Raw genomic sequence first — 25,622 nt, forward strand, 5'->3', positions numbered from 1 at the left:
ATACACAAGATTTAATAATTTTTGTAAAACTTGTAACTTTTTTGTAATCTATTGTTACCAACTATGTAGTATTATTTTATTAAGAATTATTTATTTTGAATTATTTTGAGAATTATTTAAAACTTTACAAATCTTGTATAAAAAATATTTTAATTTAAATTTACTATTTTATCCAATGTATCACTTAAATATACATTTGTAACCTTTATTATATCCTAATAATGGTTTTATGTAAAGTTTTTTACAATTTTCGTCATATTTTCCTGTAGAATTTTTATACTAACAGGTATTTTTTTATGCAATTCTATACTTAATCTCAAAAATCCTTCCTTAATCTATTTATATAAATATCTATTTTATATACATTCATCATTGTTACTCTTTCTATATTATTTTTTAATTTTTTTTGTATTTCTTCAATTTTTTTAAAAATTATTGGACTTTTAATATTCACATTTAAAAATATCTTTATATTATTATTTGCATTAAATACCTCTACTTTATTTACTTTTTCTATTTCATTTATTTGCCTTAACTCATATCTTATAATTTGATGTATGACATTAGGGCTTATATAAAATTTTCCCATATAGCTAAATGTTGGTCTAATAATAGTTTTTTCTATTAGTTTACAATCTTTATTCTTTTTTCTAAATAATTTTTTTATAGAGTTTATACTTAATCCAGTAGCTATTTGTTTTATTTCCACACTTGGTACGGGTATTATATGATTACCCCTTCTTCTAGATTCTCTTGCTATTTCTATCTCCCTATCACTACTTATATCTCTTATATCTATTGATTTATATTCTGTTCCTATTTCCAATCTTTTTACTATTTTATCTATCATTTTTTTTGATGTTCCTAGTATTAATAGATTCTCTACTTGTTCGTTTTTTATCTTTGATTTAACCGATTGTCTATGTAATTCATCATTAAATATAGCTCTTTTTACTGCCTCCATAGTTGTTTTCGCTTGTTTCGCAGATACTCCAGCTAATATCTTATTTTTATGTATAAGAAGACCATCATCTATTATATAATCTATATCTTTTTCATATGCCAACTCTAAAGCTCTATAACTCTTACCTGTCCCACTTGAACCAATAAGTGCATAAATTCTCATAATAACACCTCTATGTCCCATAAATTTTAATACTATATAAATTATTTTCATTTATATTTTTAAGATAACATAATAAATAAGGCTATAGATTAATCTATAGCCTTATTTATTATATATTATAGCAGAATTCTCCATTTTCTTTTAGACTTAAGAAATCTGCATAACCTATATCAAATATTCTATTTTCTAAGTTTTCTATTTCTATCTTATTTTTAATTAAATAAGTTATAGTTCCTATATAAGATATATCACCTTGAGCAATAGCTCCATATATAACATTATCTTTATATATAAATTTCTTGTAATTATTATTATCCTTTCTAATTGCAACTTCGTATGATTCATCTATAGGTTCTACCATTCCAAGGGATACTGTCGCTATTCCCATAAAGTTCATACTATTTTTTGCTGCAAAACTATCATCTATTAATCTTTCTTTTCCGTACATATTATAGGCTGAGACTAAGCCTTGTTTTACAGCTATTGGCCATATAGCATTTTTACCTACTACATCCCCTGCTGCATATACATCTTTTTGCGTAGTTTCACATTTGTCACTTATAACTATTCCTTTATCATAGGATATGTTAGTGTTCTTTATAAAATCTGCATTTGGTCTAACTCCTGTAGCCACAATAATCATTTCGCATTCAACCAAAGTTCCATCTTCTAACAATATCCCTACTATATCCTTATTGTCCTTTATTACTATTTCTTTTATGGCTACACCTTGATATAGCTTTCCACCGTTTTCTATAAATTTTTTCTCATATGTTGATGCACTATACTTATCTAATTGTTTATTAAGTATAAATTGACCTGTGTTTACTAAAGATACTTCAATATTTTTGTACTCTAACAACCCAACAAGAGCATCTATTCCAACTAATCCAGCCCCTATAATGGCTACTTTATTTATTTTTTTAACTTTATCTTTTATATTATATGCATCTTCTATATCTCTTAATGGGTATACATTGTTTGCTTCTCTTAAATTCTTTATTGACGGTATAAATGCAGATGCACCTGTAGCTATTAGAAGTTTATTATATCCTATAGCTTGATTTTCTAATATTACCTTTTTAGAATTTGTGTCTAAAGATTTAACACTTGTTCCTTTTACCCATATAATATTATTTTCTTTCATAAATTCTTCATCTACAAAGTTTATTTCCTCTACAGTTCTATGGTTAGATATAACATGATGCAACATACAACGCGAATATATTTTATCATCCTTCGATACTATTACTATGCTACCCTCCTTATCTAATTCCCTTAATGTTTTAGCTGCACTTATTCCTGCTGCACTTGCACCTAATATAACATAATCAATACTTTTTTTACTTCTAAATATGTTTAATATTTTATCTAACATAATGATTCTCCCTTCTGTAGCTCTAGTGCTCCAGTTGGACAATTTGCTACACACTTAGGATTTTCTTCATTTATACATAAATCACACTTTAATACAACTTGCTTTGTTTTATCATCTACTTTTAAAACCCCATAAGGACAAGACATTATACACATATAACATGAACCACATTTCTTTTCATCATAGGAAACTATTCCTGTTTTTTCATCTTTAACCATTGCTCCACTCATACAAGTTAAAACACATTCTGGCTCATCACAATGTCTGCATATAATTGGCACTGGTTTATTATCTTTATCTAATTCTATATGCCCTCTACTATCATTATCTATATCATCTAGATTAAGTGTATACATGTTGCTATTTTCACTATGCTTTAACATACAAGCTAAAACACAACTTTTACATCCAGTACATAATTCTTTATTAATTATAATTCTATGCATAAGATTCCACTTCCTTTAACCCAAGTTTTTGTCTTCTATCGATTATTATTTCTTCTAATTGCTCTGCTGACGATTTTGGGTCTGGATTAACTATAACGTGGCCTCCTGTTAAATCTTTTAATTTTTCTGTAAGCACTTCTGTTACTAGTTTTCCTCCTGTTATAAATGGTGGTAATGCTAAGTGAAGTGGTAATCCTAGTGCTAAACCAAATGCCCCATCAGCTAATGCTTGCTCCTCTAGCCATTGTGGTGCTGATAGTACAAGTGGTAATTGAGGTAAATCTATACCTAATTCTGCTGCTATTTCTGTAGCAACTATTTCTAATCTTCCTATTGCTAAACATGGTCCAAAGTTTAGTACTGGTGGTATTCCTAAAGACTTACAAACTTCTTTTAAGTTATCCCCTGCTAATTCTTCTGCCCCTGGAGACATAAGCCCTACATTTTCAAGCCCTCCTGTTGAACATCCAGCAGAAAGAACTATTATATCTCTCTTAATTAATTCTTTAGTTAATTCAACTGTATTTATATCGTGTCCACCAGCAGTCATATTTGAGCATCCAACTACAGCAGCTATACCTTTAATTTTTCCTTCTGCAATTAAGTTTATTAATGGTTTCCATGAATCTCCTAAGAATGCTTTTAAGTTCTTTTCACTTACTCCTGTTAAAGATTTTTCGTATCCATGGTCACTTGGTATATCTATTTCTACTACATTTCTTCTTTCTTTATATGCTTCTAATGCTTTATTTATTAGACTTTCGCTTATAGATTCTATATTCTCTCTATCAAATGGTATATACTCTGCATTTGCTTTTTTCGCTACATCATCTAAGCAAACCATCTTAACTTTATATTTATCTGCTATTGGCTCAAGTCCTGGTATTGTACAGTTAAATTCTGATAGTACCATGTCTATAGCACCTGTTGAAAGTACAGCCTCACTAGTGAAGTTATTTCCTGCATGACCCACAAATACCTCTTGGTAATGTTCTCCTCTTAACTGTAAATCTTGACCTACACAAGTACATCCAACTAATTTAAACCCTTTAGCTCCTACCGATTTTGCTAATTCTACTACATCGTTGTCTTTTAATCTATCTTGGAAATGAGAAAATACTGAATGTTGATGTCCTGTTATCATTATATTTATATAATCTTTATCTATAACATTAAATCCTACTGGAGCCATTCTTATAACTGGCTCTCCTAACATAACATCATTTAAAAGGTTAGTTAATGTAAGACCATATAAGCCTGTTGATATACCTAAATTTAAGCAATTAACCAACATATCTACTGGATCACTATTTAAGTTTGTAGATGATTTTACTATTGCATCAAAGACTTCTGACTTAGCTCCATCTGGCATTATTCCTAGCTCTTTCCATTTATCTACTCTTGGTCCATATGCTACCTTTTCAACTAATTCCATTTTCTCGTATCTTGGCTTATATAAGTCATTTAACACCTTATTGGCTATATCTATACATTTTTGATGATTATCTTTAGATTCTATTCCAAACATTTCAGCTAAATTATTTAGTGCATTTAATCCCTTTATATTCCCTTTTTTCTCTCCTAAATCCTTTAGATTTCTAGCTGTAGTTTCTACTACATGTAAATAACAAGCGGAACCTGATGCAACTGCTCTTAAAAAGTTTCTAGCTACTATGGTATCTGCATCTGCTCCACATATACCTCTTGGTGATTTTGGTGTTATTCTACATGGACCATTTGAACATAGTCTACAACACACTCCTTGAAGCCCAAATCCACATTTAATTTTTTGATCTTCTGTTCTATGGAATGATGTTTCTACATCCTTTGAAGCTATAAAGCTTTCTAACCTCTTATCAGCACTTTCACACATTCTACAAGTATTACAAGACATAATATTTCCCCCTTAATATTATTTATTAGATTTTAATTTGGATGAAAATTTAGTTAGAATTGAATTGATTTGACCTTGATGACTTGATTGATTTTTTTTTAACTATAATTTTATATTCAATATTTACCATAAAAATTTTAATCTTAAACATATTTTTTTTAATTTTTCTTGTCTTAATTATAAAACTTTTTTTATATATATTTATTTTTTATAATGATTAATCTGTTCATTATATAATTAAATATTATTTTTTGTTAGTCTATACCCATTTTATTTTATATTAATCTGTCGTTTTATTAATATTCTTGTAAAATTTTTTTCTTTGTTATGTTGGAATTTTTTTGTTATAATATTAATGAATACATAATAAAAAAATCAAGGGAGGATTTTGTGATGGCTTACATGATAAATGATGCTTGCATAAGCTGTGGTGCTTGTGCTGCTGAATGTCCAGTTGAATGTATATCTGCAGGAGATGACAAATACGTTATAGATGCAGATACTTGTGTTGAATGTGGTGCTTGTGCTGGAGTATGTCCAGTTGATGCTCCTCAACCAGAGTAATCTAATATACAAAAACTACCATACATATGTATGGTAGTTTTTTATTTTTATAATTCTTCTTCACTTTCTTTCATTAAGTATGATAGAGTGAATAAGCTTTCTGTTAAATTTACGTTCTCAACTATAACATCCTTTGGTACTTCTAAATCTATAGGTGCGAAGTTCCATATTCCTTTTATACCAACACTAACTAATCTATTGACTGTGTCTTGCGCTCCGTTCTTTGGTATACATAGTATAGCAATATCTATATTATGTTCCTCAACATATTTCTCTATCTCCTCTGAATCTAGTACTTCAAAGTCTCTTATTTTTAACCCTATCATTTTGGGATTTGCATCAAATAATGCTTTAACTTCAAATCCAGCTTTTCTAAATCCAGAATAGTTAGCTATTGCTTGACCTAAATTTCCTGCCCCTATTAGTATTGCATTATACTTTCTATCTAGCCCCAAAATTTTTCCGATTTCATTATGAAGTGCTTCTACATTATATCCATAACCTTGTTGGCCAAAGCCACCAAAATTATTTAAATCTTGTCTTATTTGAGATGCTGTAAAACCGATAATCTCACTTAATTCCTTAGAGGATATTCTATGTATATCCTTATCTAATAACTCTCCTAAGTATCTATGATATTTCGGTAATCTTCTTATGACTGCCATCGATATATTCTTAGAACCCATTTCTTTCACCTCCTGTAAATATGACATAATTATCTATATTTTTAAAACATAGTTTAATATCCTTGATTATATTATATCAAAACATTATAATTTTAGGTAGTTCAAGGAGGTATAAATTTATGATCGTTTTGTCGTGTAATAACTTAAATAAAAGTTTTGGAATAGATTCTATATTAGAAAATGTAAGTTTTACTGTTAATGAAGGTGATAAAATAGGGATAGTTGGTGTAAATGGTACGGGTAAAACTACTCTATTTAAAGTTATCTCTGGAATATATGGTTATGATAGTGGAGATATATATACATCTAAAGACTGTGAAATAGGATACTTAGAACAGCATACCAATTTCCATTCCAACAACACTATTTTAGAAGAAGTTTTAGAAGTATTTAAAGATTTAATAGAAATGGAAAACTACTTAAGAAACTTAGAGGTTAAAATAGCTGAAGAAAGTGCAAATCCTAACTCAAATAAACTTGAAAAAATAATGGATGAATACTCTCACAAATTAGAAAAGTTCTCTGATATGAATGGTTACGGATATAAATCTGAGGCAAAAGGTGTTTTAAAAGGATTAGGGTTTAGCGATGACGATATGAACAAGCCTATCGACGTACTTTCTGGAGGTGAAAAAACTAGAGTACTTCTAGGTAAACTACTTCTTAGAAAACCTACTTTACTTCTATTAGATGAACCTACTAACCACTTAGATGCTGAAGCAATAGAATGGCTTGAAGTTTTCTTAAAACAATATAAAGGTACAGTAATTTTAATATCACATGATAGATATTTCCTAGACCAAGTTGTTAATAGAGTCTTTGAGATACATAATAAGAAATTAAAATCTTATAATGGAAATTACTCTGATTTCGTAAAAGCTTCTATTGTAGAAAAAGAAATAGAACAAAAGAAGTATGAAGACCAGCAAAAGGAAATAAAGAAACAAGAAGAATCTATAGAAAGATTAAAAGCATATGGCAGAGAAAAGCATGTAAAAAGAGCTAGAAGTAAAGAAAAAATGCTTGCTAAAGTCGATGTGTTAGATAAGCCTGATGGTGAAAGAAAGAGAGCTAGAATAGAATTTAATCCATCTGTTACTAGTGGTAATGATGTTCTCCAATTAAGAGATATCTCTATGGGTTATGGTGAAAAAATATTATTTAAAGATATAAACCTTGATATATACAGAGGAGAAAAGGTGGCTCTTATAGGTGCTAATGGTATTGGTAAATCTACTCTGTTTAAAATAATTATGAATGAGTTAACTCCTCTTTCTGGAGATGTTAAGTTTGGTACTAATGTTAATGTATCTTATTTCCACCAGGAGCAAAAAACTCTTAATTTAGAAAATACTATTATAGATGAAATTTGGAATGATAACACTAATTTAACTCAAACTACTCTTAGAAGTATGCTTGGAGCCTTTTTATTTGAAGGTGAAGATGTATTTAAAAAGATTTCAACATTAAGTGGTGGAGAAAGGGCTAGAGTTGCTATACTCAAATTAATTCTTTCAAAAGCCAATCTTCTTCTTCTTGATGAGCCTACTAACCACTTAGATATAGATTCTAAAGAAGTTCTTGAAGAAGCTTTATGTGGGTATACAGGTACAGTGTTTACAATATCCCATGATAGATATTTCCTAAATACTGTTGTAGATAAAATATTAGTTTTAGATGAAACTGGTATAACTGAATACCTTGGTAATTATGACTACTATTTAGAAAAGAAAAAACAAGTTCAAGAAATGAGTACTAATGTTGATGTTGTAGAAAAAACTAAAACACAACTAAAAGATGAAAAACGTAAAGAGAGAGAACAAAGAGAAATAGAAAAGAAAAATAGAGTTAAAAGACAAAATATAGAAAAAGAAATAGAAGAAACTGAATCTGAAATAGAAGAGCTGGATATATTACTATGTCAAGAGGAGGTCTATTCTAATCCTGATAAATCAAGAGAAGTTAGTCAAAAAAAATCATCTCTTGAAGATAAGTTATCTACTTTATATGAAGAGTGGGAATTATTTATGTAGAAGCCATTTATAGGCTTCTTTTTTTGTGGGTAATTCTATAAGATAATATTATAATATAAAATATTTTTAATTTAAATTTCTATTATTTATATAGTTACACACATACTTTATTATGATATTATTTAACAAGATGATTTTAAAATTAAATAAAGGGGTGATATTTTGCAAGGATTATTTTCTTTAAATGATGATAATAAGATGTTCTATAAAGTGCTTGTATCATTATGTATTCCAATAATAATACAACAACTTATATCAACATCAGTAAATGTAATAGATACTATGATGGTAAGTAGTTTAGGCGAAACATCAGTAGCTTCTATAGGTGTTGCAAACCAGTTCTTTTTCTTATTTAGTATGTCACTATCAGGTATTACTGGTGGTGCTGGAATATTTATTTCCCAGTTTTTTGGAAAAGGTGATACAACTAATATTCGTAAGGTAACTGGATTTACTGTTATATTAGCAGTTTTACTTAGCCTAATATTTTTTGTTCCTGCATTAATAATACCAACAGAAATTATTCATATATTTTCATATGACCCTGAAGTAATAAGACAATGCACAGAATACTTTAGTATAGTTGTATTTTGTTATCCTCTTATTGCTATGAGTAGTGTTTTTAGTGTAGGCTCAAGAGGAATTAGAAATCCTAAGCTAGGTATGATTTGTAGCTCAGTTGCGTTAATTGTTAATATAATTCTTAATTACGGCCTTATATTTGGTAATTTAGGGATGCCTATGTTAGGTGTTAAAGGTGCTGCACTTGCTACGGTTATAGCTAGAATAGTTGAATTTTCTTTAATAATTGGATATGTATACTTCTTTAAAAAAGATTATACTTTAAAGTTTGGTATAAAAGAATTAAAACTTATTGATAAAGAATTTTCTTCATCATTTTTAAAAACTAGCTTTCCAATATTTCTAAATGATACTGCATGGGCAATCGGTACAGTATTGTATTCAGTTGCATACTCAAAAGCTGGTACTTCTGCCATAGCCGCTAGTCAAATAGCAACAAGTACAGGTAACTTCTTTATAATGACTGCTGTATGTATAGCCATAGGTGCATCTATAATGTTAGGTAATGAACTTGGCGCAGATAATATTGATAGAGCTATCTCTTATGCTAAAAAGTTTTCTGCTCTTGTATTTATTACAGGGCTAATTTTTGGAGGGTTACTAATATTAAATATTCCTCTATTATTAAATATATTTAGTGTTACACCAAATTTAGCTCCTGATATAACTAAAATATTTATTATAATGGGTATTTTAATGGCTCTTAAGTCATTTAATACATTAATAATAATAGGTGTTTTAAGAAGTGGTGGAGATACTAGATATGCCTTATTTTTAGAGCTTGGATGTATGTGGTTAGTATCAATTCCATTAACATTTATAGCCGCATTTAAAGGTGCTCCTATTTATGTATTAGTATTATTAACTTATAGTGAAGAACTAGTTAAATTTATATTTGGTGTTCCAAGAGCTTTATCTAAAAAATGGGCTGCAAATATAGTAAAAGAAATGAATTAATTTAAAAAATAACTCTGAGAAATTTCTCAGAGTTATTTTTTATCACATTGTACCTATAAGTGCACTAAAAATATATATCACTAAAAATAATGTACTTATAATCCATAAGCCCACGGATATTTTTTTATTTTCTTCATAATAAATATATGATGCTATAAATCCAGAAACTATAGCTCCTGAACATAAAAAGTCTATTATTGATGTAGCTAATGAGCTTGCTAATATAGCATATAAATCTATTATTGATGTAAATACTAATAAAAACATAATTTGAAATATCACTGCTACAATTAACAGTACATTTGCTTTTTTCATAATTTCCCCTTATAACTTACAATTTATTGTGTTTATCTCTGTCCAATTTTTAGATTTGGAACAGCATTTAAACTCATATCATCTATTATTCCATTTATATAATTATAATATCCTGCACAACCTATCATAGCTGCATTATCTGTACATAAATCTACTGGTGGATATTTTATATCTATATTATTTTCTTTTCCTAATTCTGTTATTTTTTCTCTAAGTGCTGAGTTGCAAGCAACCCCTCCTGCTAAAGCAATTGTGCTGTATCCTTTTTCCTTAGCTGCTTTTATAGCCTTTTGAGATAATACTTCTACAACAGCTTCTTGGAAAGATGCACATACATCTTCTACTACTATTTCTTCTTTTTTCATCTTTTTAGCATTTAGATAATTTAATACAGCAGATTTTAATCCACTAAAACTAAAATCATAACCTTCATCTAAATAAGCTCTAGGAAAATCTATTGCATTTTTATTTCCTTGCTTAGCTAACTTATCTACTATAGGTCCTCCTGGATATCCTAATCCCATAGCTCTCGCTATTTTGTCAAAAGCTTCTCCAGATGCATCATCTCTTGTTCTTCCAAGTATTTCATATTTACCATAGTCCTTAACTTCTACTAAATGAGTATGTCCACCAGAAACTATTAAAGTTATAAATGGTGGCTTTAAATCCTTATGAGCTATATAGTTTGCACTAACATGCCCTTCTATATGATTTACCCCTACAAGTGGTTTATTTAAACAAAATGCTAATGATTTTGCATAAGATAATCCAACAAGTAAAGCACCAACTAAGCCTGGTCCATAAGTTACTGCTATATGATCTATATCCTTTAATTCTATTTTAGCTTCATCTAAAGCTTCTTGTAATACTCCATCTATATTTTCTATATGCTTTCTTGATGCAACCTCAGGAACTACTCCACCGAACTTTTTATGTAAATCTATTTGAGTTGAAACTATATTTGTCAAAACTTCTCTACCATTTTTTAAAATAGCTATAGAAGTTTCATCACAACTACTCTCTACTGATAATGTTATTATATCTTTCATTACTACACCGCCTTTATATCACTCCACATAATCATGGCATCTTCTTTGTTGTTGCTATAGTATTCTTTTCTTATTCCTGCTAACTTAAATCCATACTTTTTATAAAGATTTTGAGCAACTATATTTGAAACCCTTACTTCTAAAGTCATTGATACTATATTACTTTCTCTGCAAAGCTCTACTAGTGCTTGTATTAGCTTGTCTCCTACTTTTCTACCTCTATAATCTTCATGTACCGCTACATTAGTGATATGGCCTTCATCAACAACAAACCATATTCCAACGTAACCTACTACTTTATCATCTATTTTAGCAACTAAATATCTAGCAACATCGTTACTTAATTCTTTTTTAAATGCATCTTTAGACCAATAATCTTCAAAGCAGTTTTTTTCAACTTCAAAAACTCCGTCAATATCTTTGGCCGTCATTCTTTCTATAACTATATTATTTTCCATCATTTAACCTCTTCATCTTTTCATCATATTGAACTTCTGCTTGAGATTTTCTAATATATACTGGATTTATAGTATAGCAATCATGAACATTTATATTATTTTTATACTTTTCCATACCTATTACACATAAGCTACTTGCTTTATTTACATTATGAGAAGGTGCTGGTATATGTATATTTTCTATTTCCTTAATCTTGTCTTCATATTTATATACAGCTTCTCCAACTAATATCCACTCTTCATTAGAGTTTGATAATTCTTCTAATAAATCATATATCTCTACTACATCTACACCTTTTAACTCAACTAATTTTCCATTTTCATATTTATATTGTCCCATATAAACTTGAGTTCTTTGTGCATCTAATATAGAGCATATTTTCTTATCACATAAGTCCATATTCCCAGCTAATAATTCTACTGAATTAACACCTACCATTGGTATATTATTTACATGTGATATAGCCTTTGCTGTAGCCATACTTATTCTAAGTCCAGTAAATGATCCAGGTCCTTCACATATAGCTATTAGGTCTATATCATTAACATTTAAATCACTCATCTTAAGCATATTTTCTATCATAGGCATAAGTTTTTGAGAATGTGTCTTTTTTGTATTTACTATATATTCACATATTAATTTATCATCTTCTATAACAGCTATACTTGTAGCAAGCGAAGATGTATCTATTCCTAGTACCTTCATTATCTTGTCAACTCCTCAACTATCTTTTCATATTTTTCTCCCACTGGATTTAATATCATTTCTCTAGACATATCTTTGTATCTTAATTCTATATGTAAGTATTCTTCTGGAAGTATGTCTTCTATTAGATTTGCCCATTCTATTATGCATACTCCTTCTCCATTTATATACTCATCATATCCTATATCATACATTTCATCACTACTACCAATTCTGTATACATCAAAATGGTATAAAGGCATTTTTCCTTCATACTCATTTACTATTGTAAATGTTGGGCTAGTTATATAATCATCTACTTCTAGGGCCTTTGCAAGACTTTGAGTCATTGTAGTCTTTCCAGCTCCTAAATCTCCTATTAAACATATAACACTTCCTGGTGTTAGCAATTTTCCTAATTTATATCCAATTTCTTTTGTTTTATTTTCATCTTCTAAATATATTTTAATCATAAATTCATCTCCATAAATAGTTTGAAAAAATTATCAACTAGATATTATTATATTATAACCATCTGGTATTATAAAGTATTTATAAATATAATATACATTTATGGTTGACTTTTTGAAAATAGTGAACTACTATTTAATTAAGAATATAAGTTAATTGAAACCATGAAGGTTTTTAAAGGTACAGGTGTATGTACTTTTAAAAACCTTTTTTAAATTTACTCTATATTCCTAACCCTTTTTAAAATAATTATTTCCTACTGCCTGTAATGTAGGCAGTTTTTTCTTTTTAGTTTAATATTTTAGCCATATTCATTATAAATAAATTTTTTTATAAAATATGTATATAATCTTTCAATATGATAATAATTATAGTATAAGAAATATTTATTCCCCCAAACAATATATTCCTTATTCCCCTAAAGCACTTGCTAAGAAATTAGTAGGTGCTTTTTACTTTGAATACACATATAATTAAGTTAGAGATATGCAAATAAAGAAACAAAGTTAATAATAAATATATTCTTATATAAAAAAATATTTAATTTCTAAATAAAACGAAAAAATAGAGAGATTAGTTTTTATAATCTCTCTATTTTTTTATTTTATCTAAATTACATAAATTTAAATAGATATATTAAACCTACTATCCCAAGCACTATTAGCCCTATAGCAACATATCTTTCTATCTTAGTAAATTCAGGTTTGTCTGGCTCTATTTCTTTTCTTGCTTTTTTAAATACTGGAATACCTATCGCATAGATAATTAGTGATATTAATAAATATTCTAGCCCTGCTGCATATAATAACCATAATCCATATATAGTACCTATTATGGCAGTTATATATGCATAAGTACGGCTTGCAAATATTTTTTTCGGATAAGCATCCTCTTTTGAAGATATTTTATATAAGTATAAAGTTGAAGCTATATAACAAGGTAAAGCCATAACACTTGTTATACTTAACATCATATTCCAAGCATTTCCGGTAAAGTGAACACATATTAATATTATTTGCATTACAATAGTAGATGCAAGTAATGAAAATGATGGTGCTTCTTTTTTATTTTCTTTTGTAAATACTTTAGGGAATGTTCCATCTTTTGCCGCTGCATATGGTAATTCTGTTAACATAACTGTCCATATAAGCCAAGAACTTAGAATGGCTATAATTACACCAACATTCATTATTATACTACCCCATTTGCCCATTATAGTCATTAAGACTGCTGCAGTTGACGGTGGTGCCATTTTAGATACAGCCCCTTGAGGAACTACACCAAGTGGTAATAATGAAAGCATAGTGTATAGTAAAAGACAAGTTAAGAACCCTAAAAATGTAGCTTTCCCAACATCTTTTTGTGATTTAGCTCTACCAGATACAACAACCGCTCCTTCTATACCTGTAAATACCCATAAAGTTACCAGCATGGTACTCTTAACTTGAGGCAATAATCCACCTAGCGCGCTATCATGAACTGATGCAACAGTTTTTAAGCCCCAAAAATCAGTAAAGAAGAGTGAAACTTTAAATGATATAGCTAATACTAATATAAATATAGCTAATGGAACTAGTTTACCGATTGTTCCTATTACATTTAAAAATGCAGCCTGTTTAACACCTGATAAAACTGCAAAATAAATAACCCAAAGTACTATTGACCCACAAACAATAGACAACCAGTTATTCCCACCTGTAAAATATGATGGAAAGAAATAGTTAAGTGAATCCATCAATAGTACTGCATATCCTACATTGGCAAAAGAATTACATATCCAATACCCCCATGCCATTAAGAAACCTGTAAATTTACCAAATCCTAACTCACCATAAGCATATATACCAGTTGTCACATCTGGTCTGGCTGCTGCAAGCACTCTAAAAGTGTTTGCAATAAACCACATACCAAAACCAGTTATTATCCATGCAATTAGTATTGCACCGGCAGATGCATGCTGAGCCATATTTTGTGGTAGATTATAAACTCCACCACCTAGCATAGCGCTTATTACTACGCCCGCTAGAGCAACTACACCAAGCTTTTTAGTGCTATTATCTTTCGCTTCGCTACCGCTACTTTTATCGCTCATAATAGCCCTCCTAAATTTCATTAAGTTTTATGAAAATTACTAGCTTTAAGTGCATTTTGTAATTTAAACTCTTAACAAAATGTACTTAAAATAATTATTTCTGAGTACATTCTGTTAATGGCTTAAATTCCATCTCATCTAACCACTCATTAAGTGTTAATTGATTTAAACTTGAAAATCCGCTTTCAGGTACTGCGTCTCTTGCTAAAGTTACATATGGAGCACAAGTTAATGCATTTCCGATTTCACCTGGTTTCATTATTGTATATGCAAATCCTACATAAGTTCTATCAAATACTACATGTGAATCTCTACCACACTCTTTAACTGACCAAGCAACTGCTTTTCTGTGTTTTTCTAAGAATTTTTTTAGATCTTCTTCATTATCATTTTTTGTCCAAAGTCCCGCATCTTCTATAAATAAATCCGCACAATTATCTCTATCATTTGATAATGAAATTGCTATAAATGACCAAACTCCGTAAGCTTCTCCTTCTTTTAAAGGTCTATTTTCTTTTGGTCTATAAGATGTAACACTCTTGTTTGCGCATATTACATGAGCTCCTGGTATTGTTGGGAAACGTCTATTTTTTTCTGTACCGAATAATTCAATACCTGCTTCTAATAAAGGTTTAGCGTCATACACTTTAAGTGGTGTTCCATCAAATTGTTCTACATCAAATAATGGTTGTTCTTTTTCATCCGCTATATTCATATGTGTTGCTAAATCATAACCCCATACTTGCCCTGCTATACCACAAAAAGATGAAGCTGTAAGCATATTTATTTGACCGACATATGCATCATTTATTTCCGCTCTATCATATGAAACTATTCCGTCTAATAAGAAGTCATCTGTTTTTTTAACTGTACCAACAGAAACTGTAAGAACTGAAACATATCCATTTCCATAAGCTCCTGGCATTCCGTATCCATCACAGTAACGATTGTATGGACTTATAGCTGTTTTATCTACCTTAGCCGCTCTTACTTTTCTTACCTTTCTGGGGCCTACCCCTATAGTTCGATTTCTCTGTTCTTCTAAATTTTTGTTCATTTTGAACACCTCCCAAAAATTATATACAGCAAATCGCTGTACATGAGTACATATACCCTTGACAAAAAAAACAAAATCAGAAAACGTTTATTTCTTTATATTTAGAAATTTACTAAAGTTCTATATACTTGTACATTATTTTAATGATTATTTATATCATACGCTTTATTAGATATAATAAATTTTTCCTTTAATAATTATAGATTTTTTCAATTTAACCTATTTTTTTGCATACATTATAATAAACCTAAAAAAATTTAATATGAATATAAAATTAATATCTATAGATATATATGATGCTCTTCTAATAAATCAATAAACTATTTCTAAAAAAATAAAACTGCTATTAAAAATGCTTTTACTAAAGGTATTTATGTTGCTATCACTACTGGCAGAGTATATGATTGTGCTAAATTATACTCTGATTAAATCGGATTAAACACTAATAATATCCTCTAATAAGGGTTTTATTGATAGAAGTGATGGGCAAGCTATTTTAAATAACTCATTAACATCTAATGAATTTAAATATTTTTTAGATACTCAAAAAAAATATAGAGTGTTTTCTTATTTAACTGCGAACTTTGGTATTGCATCAATTAATGTGCTTTCAGAAAATTATATTTATAAATTTTTAAATAATCATCTAAAAGACGATGGAAAAATCAAATTTGAAATTTTAAAAAAGATGAAATTATACATAGAAGTAATAGCAAAAATATTTATCAATGATTGAATACGCAGAATTTAGAGTTGCTATGGAGAATATAATTTATAAAGCAAAAAATTCGCTCAATATATAACATCATTAAATACTAATTCAGATGTTGCTAATCTATAGAAAAATTCGTATTAAAAATATGTAACAATTAATGAAATATTACATATAAATTAGTTATAAATAATATCAAAATATACTTATATGTACATGTGACTCAAAAATAATTATATGGTGAAAATATGAGGAGAATATCTTTCCCAAGTACCTCGTACTAGTATAGTAAGTTTTAATTTTGGGAGGTATTATATGAAAAACTGGATATACTCTTTATTATCTCTTATCGTATTGATTACTACTAATTTTTTAATCTCTAAATTATTTAATACATCATTTATAGAAATGTCATTTTTAACAGGTTTATTAATATCAATGATTATTTTTTATTTCTCTAGCGAAGGTGGATTTTTTACTTCCAAAACTGACCTACCAATTAAGCACTTATTAGAAAGTAAATCTCGTAGAAATACACATTTTTTAAGATTTTATATAAATACTCCTTTTATAGTTTCTGTGCTATATACTATAATTGCTGCTATTTTAAGTATAATTGTATATTGGGAGTATTTTTAGTTAAAATTTAACTTGCCAACATATTTATTATTTTATATAACTTTTTAAATTTATCATCATATATAAAATTTATAAAAATAAAGCTATCCCTTCTAAGAGATAGCTTTATTTTTATTTCATTCTATTTAAAACTTTTTCAGTTTTTTTATACATTGGTAATGTTAGTAAAGACATTATCGTTGCTTTTAATATGTTAAATGGTGCTATTATCCATATAACAAAGCTTAATTTATTTACTATTGCTGGATTTATAGCCGCTCCCATTTCTATAACTGCCTCAATTGGCATTATGGTACTATAAAATGGTAACATTATAAAATAATTAGATAAACATCCTACTATTGTCATTACTATAATTCCTAATAAAAGACCAATTATAAGACCTTTCGTTTCTCTTTTTTTACTGTATATATATGATACCGTCCATACAAATGACCCGCCTATTATAAAGTTTGCTAGCTCTCCTACTCCGCCTGTAGTAGACATTCCTGTTATAAATTGTAGCAAGTTCTTTAAGAAAGCTATCATAACACCAGCAGCAGGTCCTAAAGTTATTCCTCCTAAAAGTGCTGGTAAATCCGATACATCTATTTTTAAAAAATCTGGAAACAGTAATGGTATCGGGACTGATATGAACATAAGTATATATCCGATAGCCGATAATATCCCTACCTTTACTAATGTAGATGTAGAAAACATCCTATTACTTTTAAGTGTTTGTTGCATAATTTTTACCTCCTAATTTTTATTAGGAAAAATAAAAAGCTCGAAGATCTTACCTTCGAGCCTTTATGGATATAGCAAAAAACTATAAATATGTCCTTATATATAGATATTTCCATAAATATCTTCTCTCATCCAGACTTTACTGTCGGCTTTGGAATTTCACCAAATCATGCTACTATTGTAGCTCGCGGGCTATAACCGCCGGTAGGGAATTTCACCCTGCCCCGAAGATCTTCAGAAACTATTTAATTTTCCGTATACTTTAATAATATTAAATAGTTTATTCAAAGTCAACTGGTTATTAGATATAATTTTGGGGTATAGTTTTATTTCAATTACAATATTATTATACCCATAACTATCTTCTATAAACTATTTTTCCATCTATAATAGTCATTAGTACATTACTTTGTATTTCTAGAGGGCAACCGTCCCATACAACTATATCTGCATCTTTTCCAACTTCTAAAGATCCCACCCTATCATCTACTCCTAAAGTTTTGGCTGGATTTATAGTTATAGCTTCTAATGCTTTTTCTTTTTCCATACCATGTTTTACTGCTATTCCAGAGCATATTGGCAAGTACTGTACTGGTATTACAGGATGATCTGTTGTTAATGAAACTTGAAGTCCTTCTTTTGCAAGTATTCCTGCTGTATCAAAAGTCAGATTTCTAAGCTCTATTTTAGATCTTTCTGATAATGATGGTCCTACTACAACAGGATATCCTTCTTCAGCTAATTCATCTGCTATAAGATGTCCTTCTGTACAATGATCTAGAGTTAACTTTATATCAAATTCTTTAGCTATTCTTATAGCTGTGAATATATCATCTGCTCTATGTGCATGAACTTTAAATGGTATTTCACCCTTTAATATAGGTATCATACATTCCATTTTCATATCATATTCTGGTTTATCATGATCTTCATGTTCTTCGTATAACTCTATTTCTTCTAAATATTCTTCAGCTTTTTTTAAATGTTCTCTTAAAAGTGCAGCTATAGCCATTCTAGTTTGAGGCATTTTTTCATCTCTACCATAACAACTCTTCGGATTTTCTCCAAATGCAATTTTTGACGCTACTGGATTTTTTAGAACCATTTTATCTATTCTTTTTCCATAAGTTTTTATAGCTATACATTCTCCACCCATCACATTAGCACTTCCAGGTGTCGTACATACTGATGTTATACCACCTTGGACTGCTTCTGTAAATGTATTATCCATTGGATTTATACCGTCTATTGGATTTAAGTGTGGTGTTATAGGGTCTGTTTCTTCATTTCCATCAGCACCCTCAAATCCCATTCCATCTTCCCATAATCCTAGATGCGTATGTGCATCTATAAATCCTGGAAATACAAATTTTCCTTCTACATCTATTATTTTTATATCCTCTTGAGAAGTTATATTACTTCCTATTTCTTTTATTTTTCCATTTTCTATAAGGATATCTCCTTCAATTATTCCATTTGTTATAGTGTTTATTACACCATTTTTTATAAGAAGCATATCTTCCCTCCTAATATAGTTTATATGTTCATAGATAAAGCTACTCTTTGTTTATCCATATCTACTCCTATAACTTTTACATCTATGATATCTCCTACTGTAACTATGTCCATAGGATCCTTTACAAAACTTTTACTCATTTGAGATTTGTGAACTAATCCGTCATTTTTTATACCTATATCAACAAATGCGCCAAAGTCTACTACGTTTCTAACTGTTCCTTTTAATACCATTCCTTCTTTAATATCTTCTATTTTTAAGACATCTGTTCTAAGTACAGGTTTCATGCCGTCTTCTCTAGGGTCCCTACCTGGCTTTTTAATTTCAGATATAATGTCTTTTAATGTTAATTCTCCAACTTCTAACTCTTCACTTAATTTTTTAAGCCCTATTTGTTCAACTTTAGCATCTATACCTTCTATATTTTTATTTCTTAAGTCATCCATTGAGTATCCTAATAATTTTAACATACTTTCACAAATCTTATAACTTTCTGGGTGAACTGAAGTATTATCTAAAGGATTCTTAGCATCTAATATTCTCATAAAACCTGCACATTGAGTGAAAGCTTGAGGACCTAGTCTTTTTACTTTTTTAAGTTGTGCTCTAGATGTGAAATCTCCATTTTCTTCTCTATATGCTACTATATTTTTAGCTATACTATGGCTTATACCAGCAATGTGCTCTAATAAAGAATATGATGCAGTATTTAAATCTACTCCAACACTATTAACTGAATCTTCAACAACTCCGCCTAGAACCTGCTCTAATCTTTTTTGATTAAGGTCATGTTGGTATTGACCTACACCTATACTCTTAGGGTCTATTTTTACAAGCTCTGCTAATGGGTCTTGTAATCTTCTAGCTATTGATATAGCACCTCTTATAGATACGTTTATGTCTGGATGTTCTTCATTTGCAAGTTCTGATGCAGAATATACAGATGCTCCTGCTTCGTTTACTATTATGTATTGAACTTCTTCATCCATCTCTTTAATCATATCTGATACTATTTTTTCTGATTCTCTTGATGCTGTTCCATTTCCTATAGATATTATATCTATGGAATATTTTCTTATTAATTCTTTTAACTCTTTTTTAGCTTCTTCTACTTTGTTTTGTGGCTGTGTAGGATAAACAGTTGTAAAATCTAATAATTTACCATTTTTATCTACAACAGCTATTTTACATCCTGTCCTAAATGCTGGGTCAAATCCCATGACTACCTTATCTTTAACAGGTGGTTGTAATAATAAACTTTTTATATTTTTACCAAATACACTTATTGCTCTCTCTTGTGCATTTTCTGTTAGTTGATTTCTTATTTCTCTTTCTATAGATGGGAATATTAATCTCTTATAAGCATCCTCTATAGATGATATTATTTCTTCTTTTGATTTATTCTTTTCTTTTACATATTCACTTACTATATGATTTATTACTTTATCATTGTTTATTTCTAATTTAACTTTTAAGAATCCTTCCTTTTCCCCTCTATTTACTGCTAGTACTCTGTGAGGAGCCATTGTCTTTACTGCTTCATTGTAGTCGTAGTACATATCATAAACTGATTTTTCATCTTTAGAATTTTTTGTACTAATCATACCTTCTCTTAATGCTAATTCTCTTATATATTTTCTTATCTTAGCATCTTCTGAAACTACCTCGGCAATTATATCTTTTGCACCTTTTATAGCATCATCTTCACTATTTACGTCTTTTTCCGTATTAATGTATTTTTTAGCTTCTATACTTATATCTTCTACTTCTCCATTTAGTATAGCTAAAGCAAAATTTTCTAATCCTTTTTCTTTTGCTATAGTCGCTCTTGTTCTTTTCTTTTGTTTAAATGGAGCATAAATATCTTCTACTTCCTGAAGTGTATTTGCTTTTGCTATGTTTTTCTGTAATTCTTCAGTAAGTTTTCCTTGCTCTTCTATGATTCTTATGACATCTTCTTTTCTACTTTCTAAATTTCTTAAATATACTAGCTTATCATGAAAAGCTCTTAATACAACATCGCTCATTTCGCCAGTCATTTCTTTTCTATATCTAGCTATGAAAGGAATTGTATTGCCTTCGTCTATAAGCTTGATAGTATTTTTTATTTGTTCATCTCTAAGGTTAAACTCTTTTTTTAAGATTTCATTTATTTTCATATTTGTCCTCTTCTTTCGTAGAAATTTATATGTAGCCTCAAAATAGGGCTCGAGAATAAAATTCTCAAGCCCTTATTTTACTATTTACTAGATTTATTCATTTTTAAATATTCATTTATAAATAAATCTATATTTCCATCCATTACACTATCTACATTACCTACTTCTGCATTAGTTCTATGATCTTTAACTAACTTGTATGGTTGGAATACATATGACCTGATTTGACTTCCCCAAGTTATTTGAGAATATTTACCTTGAATGTCTTCTATCTTTTCTTTTTGCTCTAACTCCTTAAGTTCTATAAGCTTTGCCATAAGCATTCTCATTGCGGTATCTTTATTTTTATGCTGAGATCTTTCGTTTTGACACTGAACTACTACCCCTGTAGGAATATGTGTTATTCTTACAGCTGAATCTGTAGTATTTACATGCTGTCCTCCTGCTCCAGAGGCTCTATATGTGTCTATTTTCAAATCAGCTTGGTTAATATCTATATTTATACTTTCATCTAACTCTGGTAGCACATCTATTGATGCAAATGAAGTATGTCTCTTTCCTGATGGATCGAAAGGAGATATTCTTACTATACGATGAACTCCCTTTTCACTCTTTAGGTATCCATATGCATTCATTCCTTCTATTAGAAGTGTTGCACTTTTTATACCTGCTGCTGGGTCTGATAGCATATCTAAGACTTTAACCTTATAATCCTTACCTTCTCCCCATCTAATATACATTCTTAGTAGCATTTGTGCCCAATCTTGAGCATCTAAACCACCAGTTCCTGCATTTATAGATAAAATTGCATTATTTTTATCATATTCTCCGCTAAGTAATGTTTTAATTTTAAGAGTATCTATTTCTTTTTCAAGGTTCGATATAGACTCTTCTATTTCTTTTTCTATAGATTCATCATTTTCTTCTAGTCCTAATTCTATTAAAACTTCGATTTCTTCTAATGAATCTTTTAAAGTGTTAAATTCTCCTACGGTTTCTTTTAAAACCTTATTTTCTTGAAGAACCTTCTGAGCAAGTTCATTGTTGTTCCAAAAATCTTGCTCGTTCATTTTTTTCTCGTTTTCTTCTATTTTAGCTAGTGCACCAGCAATGTCAAAGAGAAACCCTCATTTCATCTAGATTTGAAGACATTGACTCTATGCTATTTCTATAGTCTTGTAATTTTAACATTTCTGTCCTCCGAAATTATCTACCACAACATTTTTTGTATTTCTTTCCACTCCCACAGGGGCAATCATCATTTCTTCCTACTGTTTCTTCTTTTCTAACAGTTTTGTTTGATGATTCTTCATCAGTATTTGATGATAAGTGATTAACATCTATAACCTGTTTTCTTTCTACAGGCTCTTCTATAGTTATATTAAATAGGTATCTTACAGTATCTTCTTTGATATGCTTAGTCATTTCATCAAACATATCAAATCCTTCCATTTTGTATGCAACTACTGGATCTTGTTGACCTATTGCACGAAGACCTATACCTTGACGCAATTGATCCATTGCATCTATGTGATCTATCCAATGGTTATCTACTGATTGAAGTAATACTACTCTTTCAACTTCTCTCATTCTTTCAGATCCTATTCTTTCCTCTTTACCTTGATATATCTTCATTGCTATGTTATAAACCTCTTCTACTATTTGAGTAGTATTAAGTTTTTCCACATCTGGTATTTCTATACTTCCTTTTGGTAGGAATACATGATATAAGTAATCCCTAAATCCAACGAAATTAAATCCATTTTCTAAAGTATATGCAGCTACTGTGTCTTCTATTATAGATAAAATCATGCCTTGTATTTGTTCTTGTAAGTTTTCACCCTCTAATACACGTCTTCTCTCAGCGTAGATTATTTCTCTTTGCTTATTCATAACATCATCATATTGAAGTACATGTTTTCTTATACCAAAGTTTCTACCTTCAACTTTCTTTTGAGCACTTTCTATTGATTTAGTTAACATCTTATGCTCTATAGGCATATCTTCTTCAAGACCTATTTTTTCGACAACAGAAGTTATTCTCTCACTTCCGAATAATCTCATAAGGTCATCTTCTAAAGATATATAGAATCTTGAACTACCTGGGTCCCCTTGACGACCAGCACGTCCTCTTAACTGATTATCTATTCTTCTAGATTCATGTCTTTCTGTACCTATGATAGCTAAACCACCAGCTTTTAAAACTTCTTCTTGCTCTGCTTGAGTTTGCGCTTTATATTTTGCATATAATTTTACGTATTCTTCTCTAGCTGCAAATAAGTCTTCATTTCCTTCTTTTTCTATTCCCTCTAATGATGAATCTACTTTATTTATAATGTCTTCTTCGTATCCCATTTTCTTCATTTCTTTTTTAGTTAAGAAAGTAGGGTTACCTCCTAGAACTATATCCGTACCACGACCTGCCATGTTAGTTGCTATTGTTACTGCTCCTAATCTACCAGCTTGTGATATTATTTCTGCTTCTTTTTCATGGTATTTTGCATTTAATACTTCATGCTTTATTCCTCTTCTTTTTAATAGATGAGATAATAATTCTGAAGTTTCTATTGAAACTGTACCTACTAGTATAGGTTGCTTTGTTTTATGTCTTTCTATTATATCCTCAGCAACTGCATTAAATTTACCTTTCATATTTTTATATACAGAGTCTGGTAAATCTTCTCTTTGTATCCCTTTATTTGTAGGTATTTGAACAACATCCATTTTATATATTGCTTTAAATTCTTCTTCTTCAGTTTTAGCTGTACCTGTCATACCTGATAACTTGTTGTACATTCTGAAGTAATTTTGGAATGTTACAGTAGCTAATGTTTTTGATTCCCTTTGTATTCTTAAACCTTCTTTAGCTTCTATAGCTTGGTGTAATCCTTCAGAGTATCTTCTACCAAACATAAGTCTTCCTGTAAATTCATCAACTATAACTATTTCTCCATCTTTAGATACATAGTCAACATCACGCTTCATTATAACGTGCGCTTTTAATGCTTGGTTTATATGATGATATAACTCTATATGAGCTACATCAGTTATATTATCAACATTAAAGTAAATTTCTGATTTTTGTATACCTGATTCTGTTAAAGATACCGCTTTTTGTTTTTCTTCTATCTCATAGTCATCTGGCTTTAGTGTTAATACAAATGTATTTGCATCCGAATATAAGTGAGTAGATTTATCTCCAGGTCCTGATATGATAAGAGGAGTTCTTGCTTCATCGACAAGTATTGAATCGACCTCATCCACTATAGCATAGTTTAATTCTCTTTGAACCATTTGTTCTTTATGTATTACCATATTATCTTTTAAGTAATCAAACCCATACTCATTATTTGTTCCATAAGTTATGTCACATTGATATTGTTCTCTTCTAACTTCTGGAGTTTGACCGTGAACTATTACACCTACAGTCATTCCTAAAAACTCATATACTTTTCCCATTTGCTCTTTATCACGTTTTGCTAAGTAATCATTTACAGTTACTACATGTACCCCTTTTCCTGTAAGAGCGTTTAGGTATACTGGAGCTGTTGCAACCAATGTTTTACCTTCCCCTGTTTTCATCTCTGCTATTCTACCTTGATGTAGCACTATCCCACCTATAAGCTGTACTCTATAGTGTCTCATACCTAGTACTCTTTTAGATGCTTCTCTAACTACAGCAAATGCTTCTGGTAAAATACTATCTATACTTTCTCCACCATCTAGTCTTTCTCTGAATATATTAGTCATATTCTTAAGTTCTTTATCTGTCATAGGCTCGAACTTTGATTCTAAAGAGTCTATTTCATCAACTATCTTATTGAATTTTTTTAGTTCTCTTTTATCTGCCATATTGAATAAATTATCTAAAAAACCCATGTTTAGCATCTCTCCTCGCTCATTTATTGTACTATTATACATTTTACCATAAAAACAATAGATTTTATATTGTTATATTTACCATGTATTTACTTGATCTCGCTTAATATCTACAAACAAAATAAATGCCACTAACAAAGATTTTATATGTCTTTAATTAGTGGCATTATTTTTAATATATAAATACATTAATACAGA

The 25,622-nt window shown here is 29.5% G+C and carries 21 protein-coding genes and 1 riboswitch; of the genes, 4 read left to right on the forward strand and 17 right to left on the reverse strand.

The window, feature by feature from the left end:
• Positions 1-316 precede the first annotated feature (316 nt).
• The 4 genes from ABCP60_RS13100 to cooS form a co-directional block, all read right to left on the reverse strand.
• Positions 317-1,126, reverse strand: coding sequence for an ATP-binding protein (locus tag ABCP60_RS13100; protein WP_092921960.1), 810 nt, complete (start codon positions 1,124-1,126; stop codon positions 317-319).
• A 109-nt stretch (positions 1,127-1,235) separates the two neighbouring features.
• A complete protein-coding gene (locus ABCP60_RS13105; protein ID WP_343101859.1) occupies positions 1,236-2,504 on the reverse strand; it encodes an FAD-dependent oxidoreductase in 1,269 nt (422 codons plus the stop codon).
• The gene (locus tag ABCP60_RS13110; RefSeq protein ID WP_092921957.1) at positions 2,498-2,950 is read right to left on the reverse strand and encodes a 4Fe-4S dicluster domain-containing protein; all 453 of its coding nucleotides are present in this window, start codon (positions 2,948-2,950) and stop codon (positions 2,498-2,500) included. The genes ABCP60_RS13105 and ABCP60_RS13110 overlap by 7 nt, the downstream gene beginning before the upstream one ends.
• Complete coding sequence (gene cooS / locus ABCP60_RS13115; RefSeq protein ID WP_343101860.1) at positions 2,943-4,844, reverse strand: anaerobic carbon-monoxide dehydrogenase catalytic subunit; 1,902 nt, start codon at positions 4,842-4,844, stop codon at positions 2,943-2,945. Before cooS ends, ABCP60_RS13110 begins: the two co-directional genes overlap by 8 nt.
• Before the next feature lie 393 nt (positions 4,845-5,237).
• Here cooS and ABCP60_RS13120 point away from each other — a divergent pair, with 393 nt between their 5' ends.
• Positions 5,238-5,408, forward strand: a complete 171-nt coding sequence (locus ABCP60_RS13120) for a 4Fe-4S binding protein (RefSeq protein ID WP_092921951.1) — start codon at positions 5,238-5,240, stop codon at positions 5,406-5,408.
• Positions 5,409-5,455: 47 nt separating this feature from the next.
• Here ABCP60_RS13120 and ABCP60_RS13125 read toward each other — a convergent pair whose 3' ends face one another.
• A complete protein-coding gene (locus tag ABCP60_RS13125) occupies positions 5,456-6,094 on the reverse strand; it encodes a redox-sensing transcriptional repressor Rex (protein ID WP_092921948.1) in 639 nt (212 codons plus the stop codon).
• Between the two features lie 119 nt (positions 6,095-6,213).
• Between ABCP60_RS13125 and ABCP60_RS13130 the strand changes: the two genes are divergently transcribed.
• Together ABCP60_RS13130 and ABCP60_RS13135 are read left to right on the forward strand one after the other, a co-directional pair.
• Positions 6,214-8,127 carry an ABC-F family ATP-binding cassette domain-containing protein gene (locus ABCP60_RS13130; RefSeq protein ID WP_195581654.1) on the forward strand — a complete coding sequence of 638 codons (1,914 nt, stop codon included), beginning with the start codon at positions 6,214-6,216 and terminating at the stop codon, positions 8,125-8,127.
• Between the two features lie 162 nt (positions 8,128-8,289).
• A complete protein-coding gene (locus ABCP60_RS13135; protein WP_092921942.1) occupies positions 8,290-9,666 on the forward strand; it encodes an MATE family efflux transporter in 1,377 nt (458 codons plus the stop codon).
• Between the two features lie 42 nt (positions 9,667-9,708).
• Here ABCP60_RS13135 and ABCP60_RS13140 read toward each other — a convergent pair whose 3' ends face one another.
• From ABCP60_RS13140 to hdcA, 7 genes are all read right to left on the reverse strand, one after another.
• The gene (locus ABCP60_RS13140; protein ID WP_092921939.1) at positions 9,709-9,981 is read right to left on the reverse strand and encodes a hypothetical protein; all 273 of its coding nucleotides are present in this window, start codon (positions 9,979-9,981) and stop codon (positions 9,709-9,711) included.
• 32 nt (positions 9,982-10,013) lie between these two features.
• Positions 10,014-11,030 (reverse strand): tRNA (adenosine(37)-N6)-threonylcarbamoyltransferase complex transferase subunit TsaD, encoded by a 1,017-nt coding sequence (gene tsaD, locus ABCP60_RS13145; RefSeq protein WP_195581653.1) that lies wholly within the window; start codon positions 11,028-11,030, stop codon positions 10,014-10,016.
• A 2-nt stretch (positions 11,031-11,032) separates the two neighbouring features.
• Positions 11,033-11,488 (reverse strand): ribosomal protein S18-alanine N-acetyltransferase, encoded by a 456-nt coding sequence (gene rimI, locus ABCP60_RS13150; protein WP_242871280.1) that lies wholly within the window; start codon positions 11,486-11,488, stop codon positions 11,033-11,035.
• A complete protein-coding gene (gene tsaB, locus ABCP60_RS13155) occupies positions 11,478-12,194 on the reverse strand; it encodes a tRNA (adenosine(37)-N6)-threonylcarbamoyltransferase complex dimerization subunit type 1 TsaB (RefSeq protein ID WP_092921934.1) in 717 nt (238 codons plus the stop codon). Before tsaB ends, rimI begins: the two co-directional genes overlap by 11 nt.
• Positions 12,194-12,646, reverse strand: a complete 453-nt coding sequence (gene tsaE / locus ABCP60_RS13160) for a tRNA (adenosine(37)-N6)-threonylcarbamoyltransferase complex ATPase subunit type 1 TsaE (protein WP_092921932.1) — start codon at positions 12,644-12,646, stop codon at positions 12,194-12,196. Before tsaE ends, tsaB begins: the two co-directional genes overlap by 1 nt.
• Positions 12,647-13,257: 611 nt before the next feature.
• Complete coding sequence (locus tag ABCP60_RS13165) at positions 13,258-14,736, reverse strand: basic amino acid/polyamine antiporter (RefSeq protein ID WP_166506102.1); 1,479 nt, start codon at positions 14,734-14,736, stop codon at positions 13,258-13,260.
• Between the two features lie 94 nt (positions 14,737-14,830).
• Positions 14,831-15,793: a histidine decarboxylase, pyruvoyl type gene (gene hdcA / locus ABCP60_RS13170; RefSeq protein WP_092921928.1), complete on the reverse strand. Its 963-nt coding sequence runs from the start codon at positions 15,791-15,793 to the stop codon at positions 14,831-14,833.
• 1,027 nt (positions 15,794-16,820) lie between these two features.
• Here hdcA and ABCP60_RS13175 point away from each other — a divergent pair.
• Positions 16,821-17,144 carry a hypothetical protein gene (locus ABCP60_RS13175; protein WP_092921927.1) on the forward strand — a complete coding sequence of 108 codons (324 nt, stop codon included), beginning with the start codon at positions 16,821-16,823 and terminating at the stop codon, positions 17,142-17,144.
• 111 nt (positions 17,145-17,255) lie between these two features.
• Here the strand turns inward: ABCP60_RS13175 and ABCP60_RS13180 are convergent, their stop codons facing one another.
• The 5 genes from ABCP60_RS13180 to secA all read right to left on the reverse strand — a co-directional run bounded on the left by ABCP60_RS13180 (position 17,256) and on the right by secA (position 25,424).
• Complete coding sequence (locus ABCP60_RS13180) at positions 17,256-17,870, reverse strand: ECF transporter S component (protein WP_176698627.1); 615 nt, start codon at positions 17,868-17,870, stop codon at positions 17,256-17,258.
• Between the two features lie 116 nt (positions 17,871-17,986).
• Positions 17,987-18,106: riboswitch (FMN riboswitch) on the reverse strand.
• A gap of 122 nt (positions 18,107-18,228) precedes the next feature.
• Positions 18,229-19,386, reverse strand: a complete 1,158-nt coding sequence (locus ABCP60_RS13185) for an amidohydrolase (RefSeq protein WP_092921925.1) — start codon at positions 19,384-19,386, stop codon at positions 18,229-18,231.
• Between the two features lie 20 nt (positions 19,387-19,406).
• A complete protein-coding gene (locus ABCP60_RS13190; RefSeq protein WP_092921923.1) occupies positions 19,407-21,545 on the reverse strand; it encodes a Tex family protein in 2,139 nt (712 codons plus the stop codon).
• 80 nt (positions 21,546-21,625) lie between these two features.
• Positions 21,626-22,736, reverse strand: a protein-coding gene (gene prfB, locus ABCP60_RS13195; protein ID WP_181949436.1) for a peptide chain release factor 2 whose coding sequence is annotated in 2 segments (ribosomal slippage) — positions 21,626-22,660 and positions 22,662-22,736 — 1,110 coding nt in all. Because the reading frame shifts where the segments join, the coding sequence is not laid out codon by codon here.
• A 15-nt stretch (positions 22,737-22,751) separates the two neighbouring features.
• Positions 22,752-25,424: a preprotein translocase subunit SecA gene (gene secA / locus ABCP60_RS13200; RefSeq protein WP_092921919.1), complete on the reverse strand. Its 2,673-nt coding sequence runs from the start codon at positions 25,422-25,424 to the stop codon at positions 22,752-22,754.
• Positions 25,425-25,622: the final 198 nt, after the last annotated feature.

It is taken from the genome of Romboutsia sp. MSSM.1001216sp_RTP31141st1_G3_RTP31141_220114, from assembly GCF_039031195.1.
GTDB lineage: Bacteria > Bacillota > Clostridia > Peptostreptococcales > Peptostreptococcaceae > Romboutsia_C > Romboutsia_C hominis.

Excerpts from the sequence above, each read along its gene's own strand:
- ABCP60_RS13100 (WP_092921960.1), bottom strand. The coding sequence starts at position 1,126 with ATGAGAATTTATGCACTTATTGGTTCAAGTGGGACAGGTAAGAGTTAT.
- ABCP60_RS13105 (WP_343101859.1), bottom strand. The coding sequence starts at position 2,504 with ATGTTAGATAAAATATTAAACATATTTAGAAGTAAAAAAAGTATTGAT.
- ABCP60_RS13110 (WP_092921957.1), bottom strand. The coding sequence starts at position 2,950 with ATGCATAGAATTATAATTAATAAAGAATTATGTACTGGATGTAAAAGT.
- cooS (WP_343101860.1), bottom strand. The coding sequence starts at position 4,844 with ATGTCTTGTAATACTTGTAGAATGTGTGAAAGTGCTGATAAGAGGTTA.
- ABCP60_RS13120 (WP_092921951.1), top strand. The coding sequence starts at position 5,238 with ATGGCTTACATGATAAATGATGCTTGCATAAGCTGTGGTGCTTGTGCT.
- ABCP60_RS13125 (WP_092921948.1), bottom strand. The coding sequence starts at position 6,094 with ATGGGTTCTAAGAATATATCGATGGCAGTCATAAGAAGATTACCGAAA.
- ABCP60_RS13130 (WP_195581654.1), top strand. The coding sequence starts at position 6,214 with ATGATCGTTTTGTCGTGTAATAACTTAAATAAAAGTTTTGGAATAGAT.
- ABCP60_RS13140 (WP_092921939.1), bottom strand. The coding sequence starts at position 9,981 with ATGAAAAAAGCAAATGTACTGTTAATTGTAGCAGTGATATTTCAAATT.
- tsaD (WP_195581653.1), bottom strand. The coding sequence starts at position 11,030 with ATGAAAGATATAATAACATTATCAGTAGAGAGTAGTTGTGATGAAACT.
- rimI (WP_242871280.1), bottom strand. The coding sequence starts at position 11,488 with ATGGAAAATAATATAGTTATAGAAAGAATGACGGCCAAAGATATTGAC.
- tsaB (WP_092921934.1), bottom strand. The coding sequence starts at position 12,194 with ATGAAGGTACTAGGAATAGATACATCTTCGCTTGCTACAAGTATAGCT.
- tsaE (WP_092921932.1), bottom strand. The coding sequence starts at position 12,646 with ATGATTAAAATATATTTAGAAGATGAAAATAAAACAAAAGAAATTGGA.
- ABCP60_RS13165 (WP_166506102.1), bottom strand. The coding sequence starts at position 14,736 with ATGAGCGATAAAAGTAGCGGTAGCGAAGCGAAAGATAATAGCACTAAA.
- hdcA (WP_092921928.1), bottom strand. The coding sequence starts at position 15,793 with ATGAACAAAAATTTAGAAGAACAGAGAAATCGAACTATAGGGGTAGGC.
- ABCP60_RS13175 (WP_092921927.1), top strand. The coding sequence starts at position 16,821 with ATGAAAAACTGGATATACTCTTTATTATCTCTTATCGTATTGATTACT.
- ABCP60_RS13180 (WP_176698627.1), bottom strand. The coding sequence starts at position 17,870 with ATGCAACAAACACTTAAAAGTAATAGGATGTTTTCTACATCTACATTA.
- ABCP60_RS13185 (WP_092921925.1), bottom strand. The coding sequence starts at position 19,386 with ATGCTTCTTATAAAAAATGGTGTAATAAACACTATAACAAATGGAATA.
- ABCP60_RS13190 (WP_092921923.1), bottom strand. The coding sequence starts at position 21,545 with ATGAAAATAAATGAAATCTTAAAAAAAGAGTTTAACCTTAGAGATGAA.
- secA (WP_092921919.1), bottom strand. The coding sequence starts at position 25,424 with ATGGGTTTTTTAGATAATTTATTCAATATGGCAGATAAAAGAGAACTA.